This is a genomic window from Candidatus Pseudothioglobus sp. Uisw_086, from assembly GCF_048085745.1.
In the GTDB taxonomy this organism is placed as follows: domain Bacteria; phylum Pseudomonadota; class Gammaproteobacteria; order PS1; family Pseudothioglobaceae; genus Pseudothioglobus.
In genome coordinates this window covers 1,438,058-1,460,351 of record NZ_CP159803.1, presented here as the reverse complement: position 1 = coordinate 1,460,351, position 22,294 = coordinate 1,438,058, and the positions used below count along the sequence as shown (strand labels likewise).

Below are 22,294 nucleotides of genomic sequence, written 5' to 3'. Positions count from 1 at the left end.
ATTGACCAAGCCATTACTTATCGTCAGTAAAATTTAAAGCAACAGAGTTAATGCAGTATCGCTTTCCAGTGGGCTGAGGGCCGTCAGGGAAAACATGGCCCAAGTGGGCGTCACAAGACGCACATCTAACTTCTACTCTAACATGGCCCATAGAGTTATCTTCTAGTTGGCGAACACAGCTACTGTTTGCAAGTTCATAAAAACTTGGCCATCCACTTCCCGAGTCAAATTTAGTACTCGATTCAAATAACAATGCGTCACAGCATATACAATGATAGTGACCTGTCTCATTATGATTATAATACTCACCAGAGAATGGAGGCTCAGTACCGCATTCTTGAGTAATGTGATAAGCTTCGGGTGATATATTCTTCTTATTATCCATTCGTGTATTATAAGATAAATTTACAGTCATCTTTAAAATCTGCAGTTAATAATTATGGAAATATATTTAGTAGGCGGCGCTATTCGAGATCAGATTTTAGGGATAGCATCCGAAACAACAGAAAAGGATTATGTTGTTGTTGGCTCATCCCCTGAGGAACTTTTATCACTGGGCTATCGTCAGGTCGGAAAAGAGTTTCCAGTATTCCTCCATCCAGAGACTCATGATGAATACGCACTCGCAAGAATTGAGCGTAAAGTCGGCGCAGGCTATACTGGCTTTGAATTTGACACTTCTAGGACTGTAACACTTGAGCAAGACCTTTCAAGGAGGGATCTAACAGTTAACGCAATTGCTCAAAAAATAGATGGCAATGGAAGTTACGTTGATCCATATGGCGGAATAGAAGATATAAAAAAGAAAACGCTTCGTCATGTATCTGATGCTTTTTCAGAAGATCCTGTACGCATATTACGTACTGCCCGTTTTGCATCTCGCTTCTCTAATCTTGGTTTTACTATTGACGATAAGACGCTAGAGCTAATAAAAAAAATGGTTGTCTCTGGTGAAGTCGACGCTCTAACATCAGAGCGCGTTTTTAAAGAAATTGCTCTTTCAATGCAGACAGAGTCTCCGTCTGTATTTTTTGAAGTTTTGATTGAATCTGGCGCATATGAAAGGTTATTTCCAATGCTAGAACTTAGTAATAATAGTGATTTTAAGCTACTCAATCAATCAATCAAGCAACCTGAAGTCTCCTTTGCTCTTTGGCTTTATAAGCAAAACTCTCAAAATATTGAAGCGCTTTGTGAGCATCTTAAGTGTCCAAAAGATATCCAACAAATTTCTGAACTCGTTGCAGAATGGAGTCATTTTGCAATGAATTTCTTGTCATTTAATCCTCAAGAGGTTTTAAATTTTTACTTAAAGAATGATGGTTTAAGGCGTCATAAAAGGTTTCAAATAATTCTGACAGCTTTTGATTACTTAGATATAAATACAAAGCCAATAATTAAATTACTTGAGCTTCTTAAATCAATTCAGATTTCGAAACTTGCTAATATCAATATTGCACAAGAGATAGCTCAAGAAAGACTATCGATTATTACTAGATTTATCGATTCTACAGAGTAGGTCATAATTACAGTAGTCGCAAGCATTTTTTGCAGGCAAGACGCTAGCAACACCTGACTGAAAATTTTGGCTAGCTGAGATTAAGCTTGATTTCCATTCAGTCAATTGACTGTCCCAATCTGGCATTTTATTACTCGCCTGTTTACTTATTGGAAGTTCAAATTTATTCTTTGTTATTGCCTTAAATTCACAATTGTTAGAGTTAATAGTTGCAAATGAGATTCCATCAACTGAATTCGTTATTGCGTAAATAGGCAGCTGAGCCTCCTTTAAAGGATCTCCAGTGAGATGGCTTGCTTTAATATTTTTTCCAGTTTTATAATCAATGATGAGTTTTGTGCCAGAAGCCATTTGATCCATGCGATCAATACGTGTTGAAAACTTCAAGCCCTCAATATTAACTTCAGATGCTGATTCAGTCTCTAGCACTTCAAAGTAATCTCGCTGCTTCTCAAGATCAAGATATTCATTAATAATTGCTAAAAGCCTATTTTTTTCATTGATCTTAAAATTTGAATTGGGTATTTTCAAAATTGCAGACTCAGTATGTTTCTCTATTAATAAAGTAAGCTCATTATCAGAAAGTTGCAATAATTTTGTGCTGGTTGTAATCTCATTGAAGAAAGTTTCTAAGATCTTATGGATTAAATTGCCCTGTTCAAGTCGGCTTATACCAATATGTGGCTCTTCAAAGTTATCAATACTAAGACGGTTTATAAATCCTTTAAACCCACAACTCATCTGATCTTGAAGCGTTTTAACCCCTTTTTTTATGGAAAGTTCAATAATTTTAGATGCTTTAAAATCTTCAATATATTCTAAATCTCTAGGTAAATCTTCAGATAAAACTTCGAAAGGAAATTCATCAAAGTCTAAATATGGAGTAGGAAGCTCTTCACGATTACTTGAGTTCTTTGGGTAACTATATGTAGTATCAAAACTTAAATTACTTAAGTTTTCTAATGTTTTTTTGCTTTCTTTAGTAACTAATTCAAAGCTTGAATTTGGAAGTTTATACTCAATTGAAGTCTTTGATGGAATGAATAATGGCATTTTTATTCGCCCTGGAAGGAAGTTGCTTGTCATGCTCGATACCCATGCATGATCGAAGAATAAACCCTCAGCCTCAAGAGAGCCCATTATATGAATATTTGATAAACCACTCTTTGGTTGAAAAATAACAGCACTTATATGGGCACTTAAGATATCTAAAGCGTTCACTAAGTTTGTTTTTTTATAATAAATTGATAGTTTATTTAGAATTAAACTTTCAGTTTGATACTTTTCAAAGATCTGATATTCACTACTAGATAAGATTCTATCTGAAGTAAAGCCCCAACAAGAAAGTAATAAGTTGACAGAATCAAGGGAATCTTCAAGAGATATAGTTTTTGAGGTATTAATTGTATTTATTTCTATAAAAATCTCTTTAAGTGATGGGCATTTATCTAAAAGAGAAAGGATCTTATTAAGCCTGCTCTCTGTGGCGCCAATTTTTAAAACTTTAGAGACTAATAACGCGCGACTATCTCGCTCACTCTTCGCGCCTTTAATATAGGGCGAGGTAACAACCTTGATCAATAATTCGTGGTTAATATGACCCTTGATAAATTGAGTTGAAATTTGTAAAATAGAGAAAAGATGTTGAATGAGTGGGTAGTGTCCAAGCGGTATTCCAAGAGAAATATTGTATGGTTTTTGATGAGTTTCGATTAGGGTCGAAGTAAATTCAAGATCAAAAATAGTTTTAACAATATGCTGTAATTCATTTAAATTTGGGATAACAATTCCAATTTTTTTATCTGGATTTTTTATACTAATCTCTTTTGCCCATTTTGCTATTGTCTTTAATTCAGTATCTTGGTTATTGAAAGAGAAGGCAGGAATAGTGTTATTTTGACCTTGATGCAACATAGGCCTACATTTTAATATTTCAAAAAGTTTTTTTTGCTCAGGCGTTGGCTCATTGAAGCCGTAAGAATAATATTTCTCTTCTTTATTTTGAGTTTTTAGAGATTTTAGTGAAGCACGAAAAAGATCTGTATGATCGATGCACTTATTAGCCGTTTTAAACTTATCATATTTACTTATCCAGCCTATAAACAGCTTAGGAGGAATTGCACCAAAGCTTGATAACTCAGTTATATCAATAAAATAAGTTTTGCAAATTGTGTAGCACTTAATTAGCTCATCAATAAATGCTTCAGGATTGCTTGTAACATCTTCTTTACTAATTTCTTTTAATAAAAATCTTACTTCAAATTGAGTTAGCAGGCGCAAACTTCTTGATGGATTATTTTGATTCCAGTTGCCTTCAAGCCATGATTTATAGGAAGATACTTTTGGCATTTTTGAGGTGCCATTAAGTTTAGATATTGATTTCTTGATTGCTAAGACTTGGCGATTGTTCGCGACAATAATTGTATCGTTAGCTTTAATTAAAGAAAGGTCTAGGTTAACCCTCATTACTCACTTCAAATATTTTATTAAGATAACTACAAAGTTCAGGCACCCCTTCTTTTTTCAGAGATGAGAAAAGCTGAACACTTATTGATGGGTAACCTTTGATTGCTTTCATGACAGCAAGTTTAGCTGAGCTTGCAGCTCCCTTTTTAAGTTTGTCAGATTTTGTTAGTAAAATATTTGTAGGGACTTTATTAGTGATAGACCACTCAAGCATCATTTGATCAAAGGGCTTTAATGGATGGCGACAGTCCATTACAAGTATTGCAGCTCGCATGCACTTTCTATTGTCAAAATATTCACTCATATTTCTATGCCAATTTTGTTTTACAGCATCTGGAACTTTGGCATATCCATACCCAGGTAAATCAACTAGTCTTCGATCTTTATCAAGCTCAAAGAATACTAAATGCTGAGTTCTACCAGGAGTTCTGCTAACTTTTGCTAATTTTTTTTGTTCTGTGAGTGTATTAATTGCACTAGATTTACCTGCATTAGAACGACCTGCAAAAATAACTTCATATCCAGCATCTTCTGGACAACCTTTAATGGATGGACAGGATAAAAGAAACTTTGCTTTGCGATAGAAATTATGCATAATTCAAGTAGTTCGGTGCAGACATTGTCATTATATAATCTTTATTAATTGACATCTCATTACATTCTAATTCTATTAGGTATTCTGACATCATATGGATAATGAAATATATCTTAAAAGAAAGTACCAATACTTTTCTCTAGAGGATAAGCTTAATACTCCTCTGGAGTTATATCAAGCTGAAGTTCATCCAGATTGGATTGACTACAATGGTCATATGAGCGAGTCTTTCTATTTGTATGCTTTTGGCGATGCTTCAGATGCTTTATTTCAATACATTGGGGTTGATAATGACTACCGCTTAGCAGGCAAGTCTTTCTATACTGTTGAAACGCATATAAACTTTTATTTGGAAGTTTCAAAGGGAGAGCCTCTTAAGTTTACTACTCAATTACTTGGTTTAGATGCAAAAAAGCTTCATATTTTTCATCAAATGTTCCATGCTAAAAGTGGTGACTTATTAGCTACAACTGAGCAAATGCTTGTTCACGTAGATATGAATAAAGGGAAGGCATGCCAGATTGAGCCAGCTGTTGAAGATATACTTTTAAAGATTTGGGGTTATCATCAAAAATTGCCTATACCAAGGCAAAAAGGCCGCATTATGTCGATTAAAAAATAAAGTAAGTTAATTAAATTGTAGGAGTAGAGATGGATTTTGGCCTTTCTAATGAGCAAGAAATGATTATCGATTCAGTTAAAAGTTTCGTGGAGCAAGAGCTTTATCCTCACGAAGACGAGGTTGAAAAAAGTAATAAAATTAACAAATCCCTAGCTGAAAATATCAAAAAAAAGGCAATCGATCAAGGTCTTTATTCTAGTAATATGCCAGAAATACATGGGGGCGGTGGTCTTGATACTTTGACTTTATGCCTTTTAGAGAAGGAGTTAGGTAAGGCAAATTTTGGCCTTCAGTATATTGTAGCAAGACCCAGTAATATATTGCTGGCTTGCCAAGGAGCGCAAATTGAAGATTATTTAATTCCAACGATTCGAGGAGATAAAGTTGAATGTCTTGCAATGACAGAGCCTAACGCAGGGTCAGATGTTCGATCCATGCAGTGCAAGGCAGAGAGAGATGGGGAGTTTTTTGTAATTAATGGTTCAAAGCATTTTATTAGCCATGCGGATGTGGCCGACTACGTTATTTTATTTGCAGCTTCTGGAACTGAGAAGACTTCCAGAGGGGAGAGGAAAAAAATAACTAGCTTTTTGGTGGATATTGGTACTCCAGGGTTTTCTGTAGAGCCTGGATACAAAAGTGTTTCTCATAGGGGTTATCATAACTTTATTCTTAATTTTGATAATTGTCGTGTCCATGAATCTCAAGTATTAGGTGAGGTAGACCATGGATTTGATGTGGCAAATGAGTGGCTTGGCGCTACGCGATTATCAGTTGCAGCAATGTGTCTTGGCAGAGCTGAAAGAGCACTGCAAATTGCAACAGAATGGGCTGCAACGCGTGAACAATTTGGTCAAAAGATTGGTAAATTTCAAGGAGTTTCTTTTAAGCTTGCTGACATGTCAATGGAGCTTCATGCTGCAAAACTATTAACTTTAAAAGCTGCATGGAAGGATACGCAAGGAGTAATGACTAATAGTGATGCTGCAATGGCAAAACTGAAAGCTACAGAGACTCTTGCAATGATTTCTGATGAAGCCATACAAATACTTGGAGGTATGGGTCTGATGGAAGAGCTCCCGTTGGAAAGAATATGGCGAGACCATCGAGTTGAGCGAATTTGGGATGGTACGAGTGAAATTCAAAGACACATCATCTCAAGGTCACTACTAAGACCATTTGAGTAGTCCTTTATGAGTAGAACTAATTTGAGTCGGCTAATATCACCAAAATCAATAGCTGTGATTGGAAATCGTGGTGCAAATTTTGCGATTAGAGAAAGTAAAAAATTAGGCTATAACCAGAAAATTTGGGCAATCCATCCAACTCTAGATTTTCTTGAGGGAATTAAGTGTTACAAAGATATTAAAGATCTTCCTGAGGCTCCGGATGCTACGTTTATAGCAGTTAATGCAGAGTCTGCTATAGATATCGTTGCTGATTTAAAGTCGATTGGAGGTGGTGGAGCAGTTTTATACGCTTCTGGTTTTGGAGAGCTTGGAGAAAAAGGAATAAAACGAAATCAGAGGCTGGTAGAGGCTGCTGATGGCATGCCATTAATTGGACCGAACTGTTATGGCTTTATCAATAGTCTTGATGGAGTTGCTTTGTGGCCTGATGTTCATGGTTGTGAGCCAGTTTCGAGTGGGGTTGCAATTATTACACAGAGTGGCAATATAGGTCTAAACATTACAATGCAATCAATCGGGCTATCAATTGCCTACATGTTTACTCTTGGCAATCAAACAAATACAAATATTGCAGATATTATTCATGCGATGCTCGATGACAATAGAGTCAGTGCAATAGGCCTTCATATCGAAGGAATTTCTGATATCAAATCGTTTGATGTTGCTGCTCGAAGAGCCCTTGATAAAAAAATTCCAATTGTTGCAATTAAGTCTGGACGAACTGATGTTTCTGCAAAGATTGCACTCAGTCACACCAGCTCAATGACAGGCTTGGACCAACTTTTTAATGTATTTTTTGAGCGACTAGGGATTGCTAGAGTGGATACTGTTCCAGAGTTCCTAGAAACTTTAAAATTGCTAAGTATTGTAGGAACCATTGACCATAACGGTGTTGCATCTATGAGCTGCTCTGGTGGAGAGGCAGGAATGATGGCCGATTTGATTGATGGACTGGATATCAACTTTCCTAGCCTTGACGATCGTCATAAAGATAGAGTTAAACTAGCGCTTAATGATTTTGTCGAGGTTGATAATCCACTTGATTACCATACCTTTATTTGGGGTGACCGAAAAAGAACTTCAGAATGCTTTAAGCAGATGATTAGTGGCAATTTTGCTGCAACAATGTTGTTGTTGGACTGGCCAAGAACGCAAGAATCAGAACAAAAAGATTGGGACTTAACTTTATTGGCTCTCTCTGATGCGATTTCTGGGACACGTGAGAAGACTATAGTATTAGCTTCAATAGCAGATTGTATGCCTAAAAGAATTATTAAGGAATGCCAAAAATATGGTATCGCGCCTATGATAGGGCTGGATATTTGCTTAAAGGCTCTTAATCACTCTTATAGAATTGGACTCGCTTTTCAGAAGAGCTCAATGCAATCGATAGAGATATTACGCTCGTTATCTCGCTCTTCTAAAATTTCAACTCTAACAGAGTTTGAAGGCAAGAAATTGTTGAAAAAATATGGAATTTCTGTGCCAGATGGAAAAATTATTACTAGCACCTCTGAGGCTTTAATGGCCGCTGAAAAAATACATTACCCTATAACACTGAAGGTTTCAGACGTTGAATTGGCACATAAAACAGAGCTGGGTGCTGTTGTGCTAAATATAAATAATCCTTTAGTACTAGAGAAGGCTTGCCAGGATTTATTTAAGATTGGCTCATCCCTTCTTATTGAAAAAATGGTGGAAGATTCAGTTGCTGAATTGATTGTTGGTGTCGGCCTTGATCCAATCTTTGGAAAATATATTATTATTGGAAGTGGTGGAATTTTGGTTGAGCTTTTCAAAGAAAGTATTCCACTTCTATTTCCAGTTAATAGAGAGGATGTTTCTCTAGCCTTATCAAAATTAAAAGTTTTTCCTTTAATTAACGGTTATAGAGGTAATCCAGAAGGAGACGTTGAGATGATTATTGATTGCGTAATGGCTACTGTCAAACTAGTCAGTGAAAATGATATTTATGAATTGGATATTAATCCATTATTAGTATTAAAGAGAGGGAGTGGAGTAATTGCTGTCGATACACTTATTAAGTTAAACTTAGGCTAATTAGGCTTTTAATTGGGAAATTTATGAACAATAGTGTTAATTGCAAAATCTATGATGACGTAATGTTGATTACCTTGGACCGACCAAAAGCTAATGCAATTGATGCTAAAACAAGTCATGCGCTAGGTGATGCATTTATTAGTTTTAGAGATAATAATAAATTACGAGTAGCTGTTATTACAGGCGCAGGTGATCGTTTTTTTTGTGGTGGTTGGGATTTAAAAGCCGCATCTGAGGGAGAGGCAATTGATGCAGATTTTGGGCCGGGTGGTTTTGCTGGGTTAACAGAGCTGTGGGATCTTGATAAACCTGTCATTGCCGCAGTTAATGGACTAGCAGTTGGAGGAGGCTTTGAGTTAGCTTTAGCAGCTGACCTTATAATTGCAGCAGATAGTGCAGAGTTTTTTGTTCCTGAAGCTACTCTAGGCATTATTCCTGATAGTGGAGGCGTCTTAAGATTGCCACGACGATTGCCATCAGCAGTAGCAATGGACATGCTCATGACAGGTCGACGAATGGCCGTAGATGAAGCAAAACACTTTGGACTAGTTAATCGAAGCTGCCCGTTAAGCGAATTAGAAAATTCAGCAATAGAGTGGGCACATCAAATTGCTAAGTCTGCACCACTTTCTCTAGCAGCCATAAAATCTGTTGTAAGAAAAACAGATCAAATGGATTTGGAAGGAGCTTATAAAGTTATGCGATCTGGAGAAATTGAGGCTTATCAGAAGATGTTGAATTCTGAAGATGCGAAAGAAGGTCCTAAAGCTTTTGCTGAAAAGAGATCTCCAGTCTGGAAGGGGAAATAATTGCTAACAATACTCCTGGTTTTTAACAAACTAGATATGGGTATAATTCAGTTAATGAATTATGTTGGGACTTAGTTTCAATGAAAAGATTTTTTTTAACATCGGTCACAATTGCTTTAGCTATTTTTTCCCTAAGCTCAAATGCCAATAGTGAAGGTGAAGCAATGTATAGTGCTTTGGGCTGCGTAAGTTGTCATGGCCAAAATGGACATTCGACAGATGAAAATGCACCTTCTTTAGCTGGAAAAGATGCTGATTGGATTGTTCAGCAATTAGAATATTTTCAGTCAGGTGAACGTCAGAATTCATACATGAATGCAATGGCTCCAATGGCTGAAGGGTTTGAACGCTCGATTGCTGAATACCTTTCTATTCAAAATTCTAAATACTAATATTAGCCCATAAAACTGTCCTAATTGAAGTTTACGATGCCGTTATTTTTCACGTATAATTTCCTTGAATTTTTTGGAGATTAAGAATGAAAAAGACCATTATTGTTTTAGCTTATATATTAATTGCTTCTTTTACTAGTCCTATTTTTGCTGCAGGTGATGCTGAGGCAGGTCAGGTAAAGACTGCAACATGTATGGGTTGCCATGGTCTTGCAGGTAACAGCACCATTCCTTCTTTTCCTAAGTTAGCTGGTCAAGGTGAGGCTTACCTTATAAAACAATTACAGCACTTTAAGTCAGGTGAAAGAAAGAATGCAATGATGGCTGGTGTTGCTGGAATGCTTTCTGAGCAAGATATGATGGACATTGCAGCTTACTACTCAATCCAAACTATTAGTGAAAACAGCGCGAATGCAGATGCTGAAACTCTCGAGCTTGGACGTAAGATTTATGTTGGTGGGAAAATGGATACTCAAACGACAGCTTGTATTGCTTGTCATGGAGCTAAAGGTTTAGGTATTCCAACTGCAGGTTTCCCTGCAATCAGTGCTCAGCATGCAGAATATACTGCGTCTCAGTTAAAAGCGTTTCGTCAATATTCTATAAATGAACAAACAGGCTCTACAGATATTTCTAGAGCAAATGAGATGATGGTGAATGTTGCTAAAGGTTTAACGACAGTTGAAATTGAAGCTCTATCGCAATATATAGCAGGACTTTACTAAACTAGAGAAAGCTAAAGCTTAATCCATTCTCTCAGTGTTGCCGTCTACTGTCATTATTTGACCAGAAATCTTACTTGATTCATTTGATATTAAGAAGCTCGCCATGTTTGCTATATCCTCTTTGTTAACAAAAGTCTTAAGCGAGACCATTGCCTCAAAATCTTCCTTTACTTCTTTTTCAGAAGAGCCTATTGATTTAGCTTTTGCCTCAATAATACGATTAATTCTATCGCCTGATACTGACCCTGGGCAAATTGCATTTACTCTAATATCGAATTCACCGAGCTCCATGGCGAGTGACTTTGTAATTCCAATGATGGCCCATTTACTAGCAGCATAAGGTGTTCTTAATGGAAATCCAAATAGTCCAGCTGTTGAAGATAGATTGATAATTGAACCCCCCTTATTCTTCTTTAAAAGTGGTATTGCAAACTTAGTGAAGTAGAAGTGGCTATTTAAATTTATATCAATCGTTTCTTTCCAGGCCTCAATTGTTAAGTCTTCCATTGGTCCAGTAGGACCAGCAATACCAACATTATTTATGAGGACATCAATACTTGTAATTTTTTGAGAAAGGGCTTTAAAGTATGACTTAACTGACTCTGGATTCCCAGCATTAACATTATCAATAAATACCCTTTTATTGAAAAGTGGATGCTTATGAACTTCATCAATTTTTTGCTGATTAATGTCAGATAAGTAAACTGTGTGGCCTTGATCTATCAAATCAGAAGCCATACACCAACCAAGTCCATCAGCTGAGGCTGAAATGATTATATTTTTACTAACGAAATTACCCCGAGACATTACTTTGTTTTTGTTAAGGCTTCAGAGAGTTCGTCAGATGAGATGTACCCAGTTGTGCTTCCATCTTTATCAATAACTTCAATAGTTGATCTATCTTTCAAAACCTTAGGGACTAGCTCTTCAATAAAGGTATCTTCATCATACTTGTATGTTGATGATGGGTTAATGCCAGAGGTATCAAATTTATCAATTTTTGTCATCACAGTTTTCGCTCTTAAAACTTTTGAGCGATTAACGTCTTTAACAAAAGCTTTAACGTAATTATCTGCTGGATTGAGGATAATATCTTCTGGGCGACCAACTTGAACCAACCGTCCGCCATTTAGGATTCCTATATGATCGCCGAGTTTAAGGGATTCATCGAGGTCATGAGTAATAAAGACAATCGTTTTTTTAAGTTTTGATTGAAGATCAACTAGTTGAGTTTGCATTTCACTTCTAATCAAAGGATCTAAAGCGCTAAACGCTTCATCCATTAGAAGGATTTGTGGGTCAGTTGCAAGAGCCCTTGCAAGTCCAACTCTTTGCTGCATTCCGCCAGATAGTTGAGCTGGGTATTGGTTTTCAAATCCTTGGAGCCCTACGGCATCAATTTGACCTTGGGCAATTTCTTTTCTCTTGTCTTCAGGAACCTCCTGAATTTCAAGTCCATAAGCCACATTTTCAATAATTGTCTTGTGAGGGAATAATCCAAAGCGCTGAAAAACCATACTCATGGTTTTTTTTCTGAACTCTAAAATTTCTTTCTCATCTAAACTTAATACGTCGACATCATTTACAAGAACCTGTCCTGCAGTAGGATCAATTAATCTATTAATGTGCCTAATCAAAGTCGACTTACCTGAGCCAGATAAGCCCATGCAAACAAAAATTTCACCTTCTTCGATAGATAACGAAACGTTATCTAAGCCAACAGTATGTCCAGTTTCTTCTAGAACTTGTTCTTTATCTGCTCCATTTTGGACCATTGATAAAACCTGGTCAGGCTGGGGACCAAATATTTTATAAATATTTTTAATTTCGATTTTTGACATAATAGTGGTTTATTCTGGTGGTTTATTTCTATCTTGTATTCTTTTACCGTAAGCCTGAGTAATTCTATCTAACACGATTGCTAATAGAACAATTGCAAGACCGGCTTCAGTTGCTTTTCCAACGTTTAGCTGTTGAAGTCCAAGTAAAACTTCATCGCCAAGGCCTCGAGTTCCAATCATTGAGGCAATGACAACCATAGCTAGTGCCATCATTGTGCACTGGTTGATTCCTTGCATAATATTCGGTAGGGCAAGAGGTAACTGTACCCCAAGTAATTTTTGTCTCGGGCTAGCCCCAAATGCTTCAGCTGCTTCAATAACTTCGGTATCAACTAGGGTAATTCCAAGATCAGTCAATCGGACTAATGGGGGAACCGCATAAATAACGGTTGCAATAATTGCTGGAACAGCACCCAATCCAAAAAGCATAATCCCTGGAATCAGGTAACAGAAACTTGGAATTGTTTGCATTAAATCAAGAACTGGCAGTATTGCATTTCGAACTTTATTATTTCGAGACATTGCAATACCCAATGGAATACCAATAATAATACAAATAATAATTCCAATTATCATAATAGAGGTTGTTTCTATGGCTTTATCCCAAAACTTTGGATGCAGGAAGCCTATAAAAAATGTACAGAACCCAACAAAAACGGTGGTTCCTATTTTTCTGCCACTAGAAAAGAAGACAACTGCAACAACGAGTGCAATGACTACTGGCCAAGGTAAAACGATTAAGAATTTCTTAAGAGATAGGATTGCACCAAGAAGAAAATCGTTGATTACTTCGAAGTAAATTCCATATTTTTCATTAAAGACTTTAAAGCCGTCATTAATCCATTTCATTAGAGGAATATCTAACCATTTAGGCCAGTCATAGAGCCAACTTAAATCAGTAAATAGCTCCATAACGCTATCGGGCTTTCTTTTCGATGAGTTATAACTGACGACTAAAAGCCATACAAAGAATATTGGGAATGTAAAGTATGTGAGAATTTTTCTTATCATAATGATTTTGATGAAAAAAAGAGCCCACAAGTGAGCTCTTTTTTATATTAAGATTAACTTATAGAGCTCCAGATACTTTAGCAGCAACGTCTGCTGGTACCCAAGCTTTCCATGAATCATCATTCGCTAAGTACTCCATTGCAGTTAGCTCCATGTCACCATCTGACTCATCTTCATAGAATGCAAGTAGTCTGTTAACTTGCGCAGTTGGTATGCTATAAGCCTCTAAAAATGCAGTCTCTGCAGGGTGTGAATCCGCCCATGAAGAAAGAACTGACTTGTCTAGTGACATGTCTCTGTACTCAACTCCACAAGTAGGGACCCATGCATCTGTTCCATTAGCTTTGATGTCTTCAACAACAACTTGCATAGATGCCCAGCACTCAGCATTAAATGGAGGCTCTGCTAGTCTAACTAGATCAACCTTGCCCATAAGACCAGTTGGCGCCCAATAGTAAGTAAAGATTGGTTGCTTTTTAGCAAACGCACCTGCGATTGCTGCATCTAGTGCTCCACCTGAACCTGGATCAAAGTTAGTATAGTATTTATCTAGTCCATAAGCTTTTTGTTTAACAAGGTTAATTGTGTAGCAAGTCCAGCCACCAATACAACTTGTCATTCTTCCCATTGATGGATTTTCTGGATCACTAAATAACGCAGCAATTTCTGGATTATTCATATCAAGAACATTTGTAAGATTGTACTTATCAGCAGTTGCTCTATCAACATAGAATGCTTGCTGAGAGTCAGGAGTATTTACTCCTAGGTTTCTTACTGTTCCTGCAGCTTCATGACCATCAAAAGTATCTTTAATGTTGTCATACCAAAGCTCAGTAACTACATCAAGCTGTCCATCATAATGCGCAGCCATAATAGGTGTTGTACTTCCTTTAGTTATACTAACTTCACACCCATAACCATGCTCCAAGATGAAGCCAGCAATAGCAGTATGAATATTAGCACTACTCCAGTCAAAATCAGCTAGTCTTGCCTTACCGCAGTCAGCACTGACAACTCCTGGCATTAGAGCAACTGAAATAGCTGAGATAGCTAATAGTTTATTTATTAGTTTCATTTTTTCTCCTTAGGTTTTAAAACAAAATCCTTATTAAATATAAGGATTGATTTTTAGTATATATAAAATTTCAGTGCAAGTTGAATTATATTAAATTATTCAACATATTGTTTTTATTAAAAAAATTATATTAACAAAATAATAGAGATATTAAGTTAATAAAATAATAGAGATATTAAGTTAATGATAATTCTATTTATTTAGAGTCGATAGCAATCATTAAAAGATGCTTTAAATTTAATTAAAAAGGGTTATTTAGTAATGGTGATAAGGGAAATTTACTTATTCATTTCACCATAAATTATTCCAATTTAGGCAATTTAATATGTCTATACTTTCATCAATATTAGGCTGAATGAATGAGGTGGGATTTCAACAAAATCTTCACCATATTCTAATTGATTTTTTTTAATAGTTATTTTATTTAGATTTTTCTTGTCATTTAAGTCAGTTGGTGAGCTGCCATTAACTAAATAGTTTGCTATTATCTTCTTATGTTGGGGTATTGAAACTATTAAACTTTCTTTTTCTGATTTGTTTACTATTGAAAGACATACCTGATTTTGATCATGGGTAGCTGAAGCATCTATTAATTTATTATTTTTGTATACTGGCTGTTTTCCAAGTGCGGGAGATGAAAAAGTAGGGCTACTTACAGACGTTTTAAGTATTTCTCCTTTGTGATATTTAGTAAATAATTCTAATACTAAAGTAGTAGGAGTTTTCCATATTTTTTGACCGTCTATCCTATAGTTACCCATAACATTAATAAGGTGATACACCCCAGTATTTGTAATCATATCACCCCTATTAATACAAGCATTTAATAAAGAGCCCGCATATAATGCATCAGAAATATTATAATTTTCAATATAGTTTGGATGTTCAGCTTCTACGTAGGTATTCCACTCATCAAAGGCAATGGTAATATTTTTTTTAGTATATTTTTTGATTTCAGCAATTGTTTTATCTAGCATTACTTCTACTTCTGTTGACGCAGCAACTGTAGGAATGTATCTAGAGGTGTAATGAGGATGTGTTTTATCTTTTTCAGTTCTTATAGAGTAATAATGAACACTTAATTCATCGACTCTTTCTCTGATATTTTTCAATACTATTTCATTCCAATGACCAAAATGATCCGCACAAGCTCCTACTGCAATATATCTTAAATTTGGATTAACTTTCTTGATTGCTCTTACAAATTTATTATATTTAAGAGCATAGGTTTTTGCATCTGTATGACCAATTTGCCAGCCTCCAAACATTTCATTACCAATAAATATGGTTTTAAGATCATAAGGCTTAACTCTTCCATTTTTTGCCCTAAGTTTGCCATATTTTGTTTTGGTTGATCCGGTGATATATTCAATCCAAGAAGCGGCTTCTTCAGGAGTTCCATTGCCTGTATTCATCGTTATCATTGGCTCACTTCCAATATACTCACACCACTGCATGAATTCATCAGTTCCAACATCATTGTTTTCCCATTCATACCAGGCATAGTCATAAAAAGGTAGACGATAATTCTTATCTCCAATTCCATTAATCCAATTATAGCCAGATAGGTAATTTCCACCTGGCCACCTTAGATAACTAGGGACCCATTCTTTAATTAATTTAGTGATATCTTTCCTGAAACCAAAATTTGTATTTTTTGGCTTTAAAGAACAATTGGCGATAAATAATTCATCACTATTAATTGAAATAGATAAAGTTTTTTTTGTTTTTAAATCATTAAACTTAATATTTTTTTTAAATTCAAACCACTTAGAGCGACTTTTTATAACAAAATTTAATTCACCAATTTGTATATAAACTTTTTGACCAGTCCCTTTTAGCATTATGCTAAATTGATGCGCTTCATCAACAAAATTTACGTTTATAGGCTGTTTAATACCTCTATTTTTTTCACTTTTTTCTCTTATGGTAATTTGTTGAGATTGTTTACCACTGCCAAACCTATTTATTTGTTCTTCACCCTTAACTACAAATTCAGAATTTGAATGAGCATACATGACATGCTTTGCCGAAGGATTAAAACCTTGCCAGGGTTTTATAATTCCAAAATCTAAATGATCATGCGCGACTCCTGTTTCCCAAGTAAATTTATCAGCGCCACAAAACTTCCTATTTTCAATGACCTCTGCCCAGACACCATTTTTATATATTGCTTCACCAATGTGCTCAAGATTAGCACCAAACATATGAGGAGAAAGTTTGCCTATGCCTTCGTCTATATTAAATAGAATTTTATTTTTTGATTTAATCATTCATCGCCCATATCTTGTCTTCGGGCAAGTGGACAAAGACTTGATCATTCTTAGATATCTCTTTATTACCTACAGATTGGACAGAACAGTCCAGGATAATATCTTTAATTTTAATTTTGTATCTAGTATTTGTTCCTGAAAAAATAATAGATGTAACAATTCCTGAAAAGTAATTCTCTTTAAAAGTATTGGTTTTTGATATCTTTATATTTTCAGGTCGGATTGTAAGTAAATGATTACTATTCAAGTCTTTTTTATTTTTTTGATTGTAATTTAAAGCCCCAATCTCTGTATCAATTTCTTGATTCTTTATTGTAGATTTTAGAAAGTTAACGCCACCAAAGAATCTTGCAGCCCTTTCATTAATTGGCGATTCATAATATTCTTTTGGAGATGCAAAACTTTGAAGCTCACCATCAAAAATTAACGCAATATTATCAGCCAATAGAACTGCTTCTTCTTGGTCATGGGTTACGAAAACTGTTGTGACATTTAATTTTTGCTGAATAGTTACAATTAATTCTCTCATCTCATCTCTTAGATGCGCGTCAAGATTACTTAATGGCTCATCCAATAATAGTAGTCTTGGTTTTGAAATTAACGCACGAGCCAGTGCAACTCTTTGCTGCTGACCGCCTGATAGTTGTTTGGGTCTCCTGTCACCAATATCTGGCAGTTTAACTAGCTCCAGCATATCCTTAACCTTTTTATCAATTTCCCCTTTATCCATGCCCTTCATTTTGAGTGCGAAGCCTACGTTTTCATTAACGTTCATATAAGGAAATAATAAATAGTTTTGAAAGACCATAACTACCCCTCTTTTCTCTGTAGGAATTGGCAGTAGAGATTCATTATTAAGAGTTATATCTCCACTATCAGGTGGAAATAATCCTGTAATCATTTTTAATATTGTTGTCTTTCCGCAGCCAGATGGGCCTAAAAAAGCTATTAATCCACCTGTTTTTATATCTAAACTAACGTTGTTAACTGCAGGCCTATCCATTCCAGGAAAGCTTTTAAATAAATTTGAAATTTTTAAATCACTCATCTTCTATGTAGCCTTATCTATGGTTAATTAAAGTTTTCCAAATCCAGATGTCGCAGAAGAATCTCCTGAGACGAATTTAGAGGTAAAGAACAAAATTACTATTGCTGGAAAGATAAATACGATTGATATTGCAGCTGTTAATGCTGGATTTCCAGATGAGGCTGTTGAGAATACAAGCAGCGGGAGTGTCATAATCTTTCCAGCTCCAATCAAGAAAGTTAATAAATATTGACTCCAAGAAACTAAGAAAGCAAATAATGCAGCCACTACCATTCCTGGTGCAATTGCTGGGAGTGTAATCAAATAAAAGGTTCTGAATTTATTAGCACCTAATGTTCTAGCTTGGTGTTCAAAGTCAGGATTATAGTTAGCAAAAATTCCAGTCATTGTTAGAACTACATAAGGCATTATTGGAACTAAATGTACCAAGCAAACACCCCAGAAGCTGCCTGAGAAGCCCCATGAAATGAAGTTAATGTTTAATCCAAGTACAAATGCTATTGGAGGCAAAATGGTAGGAGAAATCATGATGAAAATAATAAGTTTTTTAAATCTGAAATTAAGTAGACCCAGTACTCTTGCTGCTGGCAATGCAATAATAATAGAGACAATAGTAACAATGACACCAATTGTAACGCTATTAACTAGCGCTTTAATAATTACGGGGTTTGATAGCCACAAGTCTATAAAACCATCTAGAGACCTAAGGCCTTCTTTTGGAATTAGTTTAAGTCTTACCCAGGCTTGTAAACTAAGCTCCTTAGGAATAAGTTGGGGATAAAACCATCTAAATGAAAATGCATTTATAAAAAAAGCAATTAAGGGAAGAATTAGAATGAACGCCCCTAAATAAATTGCATAAATGTTTGTTTTTTTTAAATTAGTATCCATAAAAATTAATCTTTTCTAATCTTGCTTTGCGTTAGTCGGAAATAAATCACAACTAAAACCATTACAATAAATGCAATAATCATACTAAGAGCCATTCCTTCACTTCTCGCGTTTAGATCTGGATTGAGAAAGAAATCTAAGGACATTACTGGAAGCATTTGAGGGTAGTTAACACCAAGAATTGCTGGAACTTCGTATGCTCCAAAGCTAAATGCAAAAACAATTATTGAGGCAGAAAATAAATTTGGCATTACCAGGGGAAGAATGACATATCTAAATCTTTGCCATTTATTAGCACCCAAGCTCTGAGCTAATTCTTCAAAATTTTCTCCAAGAGATTGAAGAACTGACATTAATATAATAAAAAAGAATGCAGCTTCTTTCCATATATAGGCCAAGATAATTCCGAAGCCGTATTTATCTTTAACTAAGATTGGAAACTCACTTGGTGATGCAATAAATCCTATCTGAGTAAAAAATCTAGCTAATAATCCGCTTTGAGAGAAAACAAAAATCATCCCTACTGCAACTACTAGGTGAGGCATAGGTAAATTTAAGGAAAATATAAAATTACAAATCTTTTTTGCAAAAAAAGTTTTTCTAATAGATAAGGCTCCCCATAAAGCGAATGCTGCAGCTAAAAAGGTACTAACAAAGCTAACCCATAGATTTAATGCTAGGCCTGACCAGAATAACTTTGCATATCTTTCAGAAAACATGACGTTATAGTATGCGTCAAAATTAAGATCATATCTTCCAATAGTTGGCTGATAGCCAAGACTTTGAAGAAATCCATATAGTATTCCTCCAAAAAACAATGTACCAATAATTAGAAGGGGCGGAGTTAAAGAAAGTACAATTTTTAATTTATCTCCGCCCATTCTTATATCCTATTTTAGAAGGACATTTGCTTGCCAGTCAGCTTCAATTTTATCTTGATACTCAGCAGCAATATCTGAAACAAGAGCTCGCGCTAATATTCCTTGATCTTCCGCGGCATCACCAAGATTATTTTGAGCATCTTGAATAGCAGCAACACCATCAGAGCTTGTTACTTTTGCAGTGCTGATTCCCCAGCCACAACAAAAACCATTGGCAGGTTGAACTTGAGCAGCTTGCAGAGTAGGCTCTAAAACAAGGTTAGCATAAACTAACGCTGCTGCTTTATTAGGGGCATTGTATGGAATTGCCCAGTAATTGAAATCACCAATCATGTTGTCATAAAAAGCGAAAGCTCTAGACGTTGGAGGTGTTGTTCCAGCAGAGTTTGTTGGTCCTGCTCCTCTTGGAGACTGAGTAAAACTCATATCAACTTCACCATTAGCAAATAATGCATGTAGTTCAGCATTATTAGTTGGATAAGTCTCACCATCTCTATGAAGATCAGCTTCCCAAGAATTTAATAGAGCCCATACTTTTGGAGCCCACTTGTTGTATAGCTCTTCATTGTATGGCCCAACCCATTGTTCTTGGCCACCACTTAGTTCAAAGAAAATTTGCTTAACAAATCTCGTTCCAACAAATCCACCTTTACCAGGTCTGATATATGTAAATCTACCTGGATTGTCAGAAATCCATTTAGTTAGAAAACCATAATTTCTTGGCATGTCTTCATAGTCGTTTCTAGCTGAGTCATACATAAAATGAAACTGCGCACTTGACCAAGGACTTTCCATACCATCAACTGGTCTTCCAAAGTCTAAATTTACCGCAGGGTTATCCCATGCAACAAATTTACTATTTGGTAATCCAGCAGCAAATGGACCATACAGAAGGTCTGCTTGCTTTAGAGTCCAGAAGTTTTCACCGTTGATCCAGATCAAATCAACATTACCATTATCTCCAGTGATGCCAGCTTCTTTTTCACTTAAAACCTGGTTAACCACATCAACAGTTCCTGCAACACCAATTCTATTTAAAGTAATGTTGTAGTCACTTTTTAAAGGCGCGCCATAGAAATCATCTACGAAGCCATTAATTGCATCTGATCCACCCCACATATAAACGTTGACTTGTCCACCATTTGCTGCAGCTTCGACGTCGTCCCAGTTATTAAACCCTGGGGCAACCTCAGCTGAGGCTATTTTGGCAAAAAGTAAACTAAATATGGCAATGGATACTATCTTGATTTTATTATTCATCGTATCTCCTTTTTTAGTTACAAATTATCAAATAAACATTTATTTGATTAGTTATCCAATGGAGATAAGTAATCTACCAAGGGAATTTCTTTTATTAGCTTTAATTTATTCCAAGCTGCAAATTCTATTAATTCTTTACTGTAATCACCTTGTCCGACCGCATAATGATGTTCATGACCAACCATATTTAAGGTGTTTACTAAATTTTCTGAAGTTATCTTTTTTCGATTTAAATGGATATTTCTAAACCATCCTCTAGTTCCATCAAAGCCCTTATTTGTATGCTCAAAAATACTAGAATTCAATACCAATATTCTTTCAGCGTTATTGCTTATGTATGTAGTTGTAGTTTCTTGAGGAGCAAACACTTGATCACCTGCAACGCCATATTTTTTATCGGTCTTTCTTCCAAGGGTTGTATGATCTACCCATTTAATACCATCTTCGTTTGAAAAATGTCTTGGTGATACGCCACAATGCCACATTTGTACAGCATCTGCTTCTTTATCAAATGTTGCTAAATCTAATAATGTAGATGATTTTTCCGCATTTGAGATGTAGTTCAAAAGAAGCATGCTCATAGATCCTTGAACATCTCCTTCGCATGATACTGCAATCCCATCTTCACTTCCCAACCAGCCATAAGCCATGCATGGAGCAACCCCGTATAACTCTTGCATCTGGGACCAGCATTGAACAGCCATAGAATCCCAATTATTATCTTCCTTCATTTTCTTTAAAGCAAAATAAATACGCGTAACCTTGTTAAATGAATCATCATTAGAGACCGAAATACTAGTGGCTGCACTTTTAATTTTTATAACCTCACTATCAATAATTTTTTGATCAAAACTATCAGCAATCTTAACTAGCTCTTTGATTGTTGACTCTTCAACTGATAATCCAATATTTTTTTTAATAATTGATTGGTCAACCTTCATGTTGTCAAAGCCAGGAGATATGCCTCCTACAAGACCTATTTTGGCATGCTTCATTTTCTTTAAAGCAACCAATGATCTAATTGTTACGGAAAATTTGTTTATAAACTCATCAGTATCTGCATAATTGTAAAACCACTTAGTTGTAATATCTTTATCCGATAAAACTTTTTTTATCATTGCCAGATAATGACTTGTGGACACTAAAGAATGAAGCTTAACATCACCTTCGGTCTCAATATCTGGAACTGCCCATACACCTATTTTGTCTGTAATGTTGCATAGAGGATACAACTGTTCACCTGCACTGCATGAACTTGTTTGTAGAAGTAAGAAATCAATCTTATTCTTAAAAAATTGCTCAGCCTCTTCTGAATCTTTTTTTGAAAAGATAGTTTTATGAAATGGAATAAAATTTACATCAAAATTACTGAGTAATTTCTTCAGAGCAATTTCTGATTTCTCTCTAACTTTATACTCATTTGAATAGTAGGGAGCAATTGCCGTAGCCACGTATCCAATATTTAACTTTACTGTCATTTATTTAATTTATCCGAATTTAGTGAAGAGTCAAAATGATATCATATCACATAGTAAAGTTATAATAAATACTTTTTTAAGTATTTTAATTTCATACTAAAAAAACTACCTGTATAACAATGTTTTTAGGTTATCATAGTTAATAATTATTTTTTTT

General features: G+C 35.5%; 20 protein-coding genes. 7 read left to right on the top strand and 13 right to left on the bottom strand.

Going from position 1 to position 22,294, the window contains the following annotated elements; genetic code table 11:
* Positions 1-13: 13 nt before the first annotated feature.
* On the bottom strand, positions 14-385 hold the full coding sequence (msrB, locus tag ABXT49_RS07325; RefSeq protein WP_416651581.1) for a peptide-methionine (R)-S-oxide reductase MsrB: 372 nt from the start codon (positions 383-385) through the stop codon (positions 14-16).
* Positions 386-439: 54 nt separating this feature from the next.
* On the opposite strand from msrB, the gene ABXT49_RS07320 reads away from it, so the two are divergent.
* A complete protein-coding gene (locus ABXT49_RS07320; protein ID WP_416651579.1) occupies positions 440-1,519 on the top strand; it encodes a polynucleotide adenylyltransferase in 1,080 nt (359 codons plus the stop codon).
* On the opposite strand, the gene ABXT49_RS07315 is transcribed toward ABXT49_RS07320, so the two are convergent.
* On the bottom strand, positions 1,481-3,985 hold the full coding sequence (locus ABXT49_RS07315) for a PD-(D/E)XK nuclease family protein (protein ID WP_416651577.1): 2,505 nt from the start codon (positions 3,983-3,985) through the stop codon (positions 1,481-1,483). The two genes, ABXT49_RS07320 and ABXT49_RS07315, sit on opposite strands and share 39 nt — an antisense overlap.
* Positions 3,975-4,580, bottom strand: coding sequence for a ribosome biogenesis GTP-binding protein YihA/YsxC (yihA, locus tag ABXT49_RS07310; RefSeq protein ID WP_271556506.1), 606 nt, complete (start codon positions 4,578-4,580; stop codon positions 3,975-3,977). Before yihA ends, ABXT49_RS07315 begins: the two co-directional genes overlap by 11 nt.
* 94 nt (positions 4,581-4,674) lie before the next feature.
* Here yihA and ABXT49_RS07305 point away from each other — a divergent pair, with 94 nt between their 5' ends.
* The 6 genes from ABXT49_RS07305 (at position 4,675) to ABXT49_RS07280 (ending at position 10,379) form a co-directional block, all read left to right on the top strand.
* A complete protein-coding gene (locus ABXT49_RS07305) occupies positions 4,675-5,202 on the top strand; it encodes a thioesterase family protein (protein WP_416651575.1) in 528 nt (175 codons plus the stop codon).
* A gap of 29 nt (positions 5,203-5,231) precedes the next feature.
* Complete coding sequence (locus ABXT49_RS07300) at positions 5,232-6,389, top strand: acyl-CoA dehydrogenase family protein (protein ID WP_416651574.1); 1,158 nt, start codon at positions 5,232-5,234, stop codon at positions 6,387-6,389.
* A 6-nt stretch (positions 6,390-6,395) separates the two neighbouring features.
* Entirely contained in the window at positions 6,396-8,453 is a 2,058-nt protein-coding gene (locus tag ABXT49_RS07295) for an acetate--CoA ligase family protein (protein WP_416651572.1), read from the top strand.
* Positions 8,454-8,476: 23 nt separating this feature from the next.
* Positions 8,477-9,262, top strand: a complete 786-nt coding sequence (locus ABXT49_RS07290) for an enoyl-CoA hydratase-related protein (protein ID WP_416651570.1) — start codon at positions 8,477-8,479, stop codon at positions 9,260-9,262.
* A gap of 80 nt (positions 9,263-9,342) precedes the next feature.
* Positions 9,343-9,654 (top strand): c-type cytochrome, encoded by a 312-nt coding sequence (locus ABXT49_RS07285; RefSeq protein ID WP_416651568.1) that lies wholly within the window; start codon positions 9,343-9,345, stop codon positions 9,652-9,654.
* Positions 9,655-9,740: 86 nt separating this feature from the next.
* Positions 9,741-10,379 (top strand): c-type cytochrome, encoded by a 639-nt coding sequence (locus ABXT49_RS07280; protein ID WP_416651567.1) that lies wholly within the window; start codon positions 9,741-9,743, stop codon positions 10,377-10,379.
* A gap of 18 nt (positions 10,380-10,397) precedes the next feature.
* Here the strand turns inward: ABXT49_RS07280 and ABXT49_RS07275 are convergent, their stop codons facing one another.
* The 10 genes from ABXT49_RS07275 to ABXT49_RS07230 all read right to left on the bottom strand — a co-directional run bounded on the left by ABXT49_RS07275 (position 10,398) and on the right by ABXT49_RS07230 (position 22,137).
* Entirely contained in the window at positions 10,398-11,186 is a 789-nt protein-coding gene (locus tag ABXT49_RS07275) for an SDR family oxidoreductase (protein ID WP_416651565.1), read from the bottom strand.
* The gene (locus ABXT49_RS07270) at positions 11,186-12,220 is read right to left on the bottom strand and encodes a quaternary amine ABC transporter ATP-binding protein (RefSeq protein WP_416651563.1); all 1,035 of its coding nucleotides are present in this window, start codon (positions 12,218-12,220) and stop codon (positions 11,186-11,188) included. Before ABXT49_RS07270 ends, ABXT49_RS07275 begins: the two co-directional genes overlap by 1 nt.
* 9 nt (positions 12,221-12,229) lie before the next feature.
* Entirely contained in the window at positions 12,230-13,132 is a 903-nt protein-coding gene (locus tag ABXT49_RS07265) for an ABC transporter permease (RefSeq protein ID WP_416653555.1), read from the bottom strand.
* A gap of 157 nt (positions 13,133-13,289) precedes the next feature.
* A complete protein-coding gene (locus ABXT49_RS07260; protein ID WP_416651561.1) occupies positions 13,290-14,306 on the bottom strand; it encodes a glycine betaine ABC transporter substrate-binding protein in 1,017 nt (338 codons plus the stop codon).
* Positions 14,307-14,635: 329 nt separating this feature from the next.
* Positions 14,636-16,579, bottom strand: coding sequence for an alpha-L-arabinofuranosidase C-terminal domain-containing protein (locus tag ABXT49_RS07255; protein WP_416651559.1), 1,944 nt, complete (start codon positions 16,577-16,579; stop codon positions 14,636-14,638).
* A complete protein-coding gene (locus ABXT49_RS07250; RefSeq protein WP_416651558.1) occupies positions 16,572-17,627 on the bottom strand; it encodes an ABC transporter ATP-binding protein in 1,056 nt (351 codons plus the stop codon). Before ABXT49_RS07250 ends, ABXT49_RS07255 begins: the two co-directional genes overlap by 8 nt.
* Positions 17,628-17,654: 27 nt before the next feature.
* Positions 17,655-18,518 carry an ABC transporter permease gene (locus tag ABXT49_RS07245; RefSeq protein WP_416651556.1) on the bottom strand — a complete coding sequence of 288 codons (864 nt, stop codon included), beginning with the start codon at positions 18,516-18,518 and terminating at the stop codon, positions 17,655-17,657.
* A gap of 5 nt (positions 18,519-18,523) precedes the next feature.
* The gene (locus ABXT49_RS07240) at positions 18,524-19,399 is read right to left on the bottom strand and encodes an ABC transporter permease (protein ID WP_416651554.1); all 876 of its coding nucleotides are present in this window, start codon (positions 19,397-19,399) and stop codon (positions 18,524-18,526) included.
* Between the two features lie 9 nt (positions 19,400-19,408).
* Positions 19,409-20,659 carry an ABC transporter substrate-binding protein gene (locus ABXT49_RS07235; protein ID WP_416651553.1) on the bottom strand — a complete coding sequence of 417 codons (1,251 nt, stop codon included), beginning with the start codon at positions 20,657-20,659 and terminating at the stop codon, positions 19,409-19,411.
* A 47-nt stretch (positions 20,660-20,706) separates the two neighbouring features.
* Positions 20,707-22,137: a hypothetical protein gene (locus ABXT49_RS07230; protein WP_416651552.1), complete on the bottom strand. Its 1,431-nt coding sequence runs from the start codon at positions 22,135-22,137 to the stop codon at positions 20,707-20,709.
* Between the last annotated feature and the right edge of the window lie 157 nt (positions 22,138-22,294).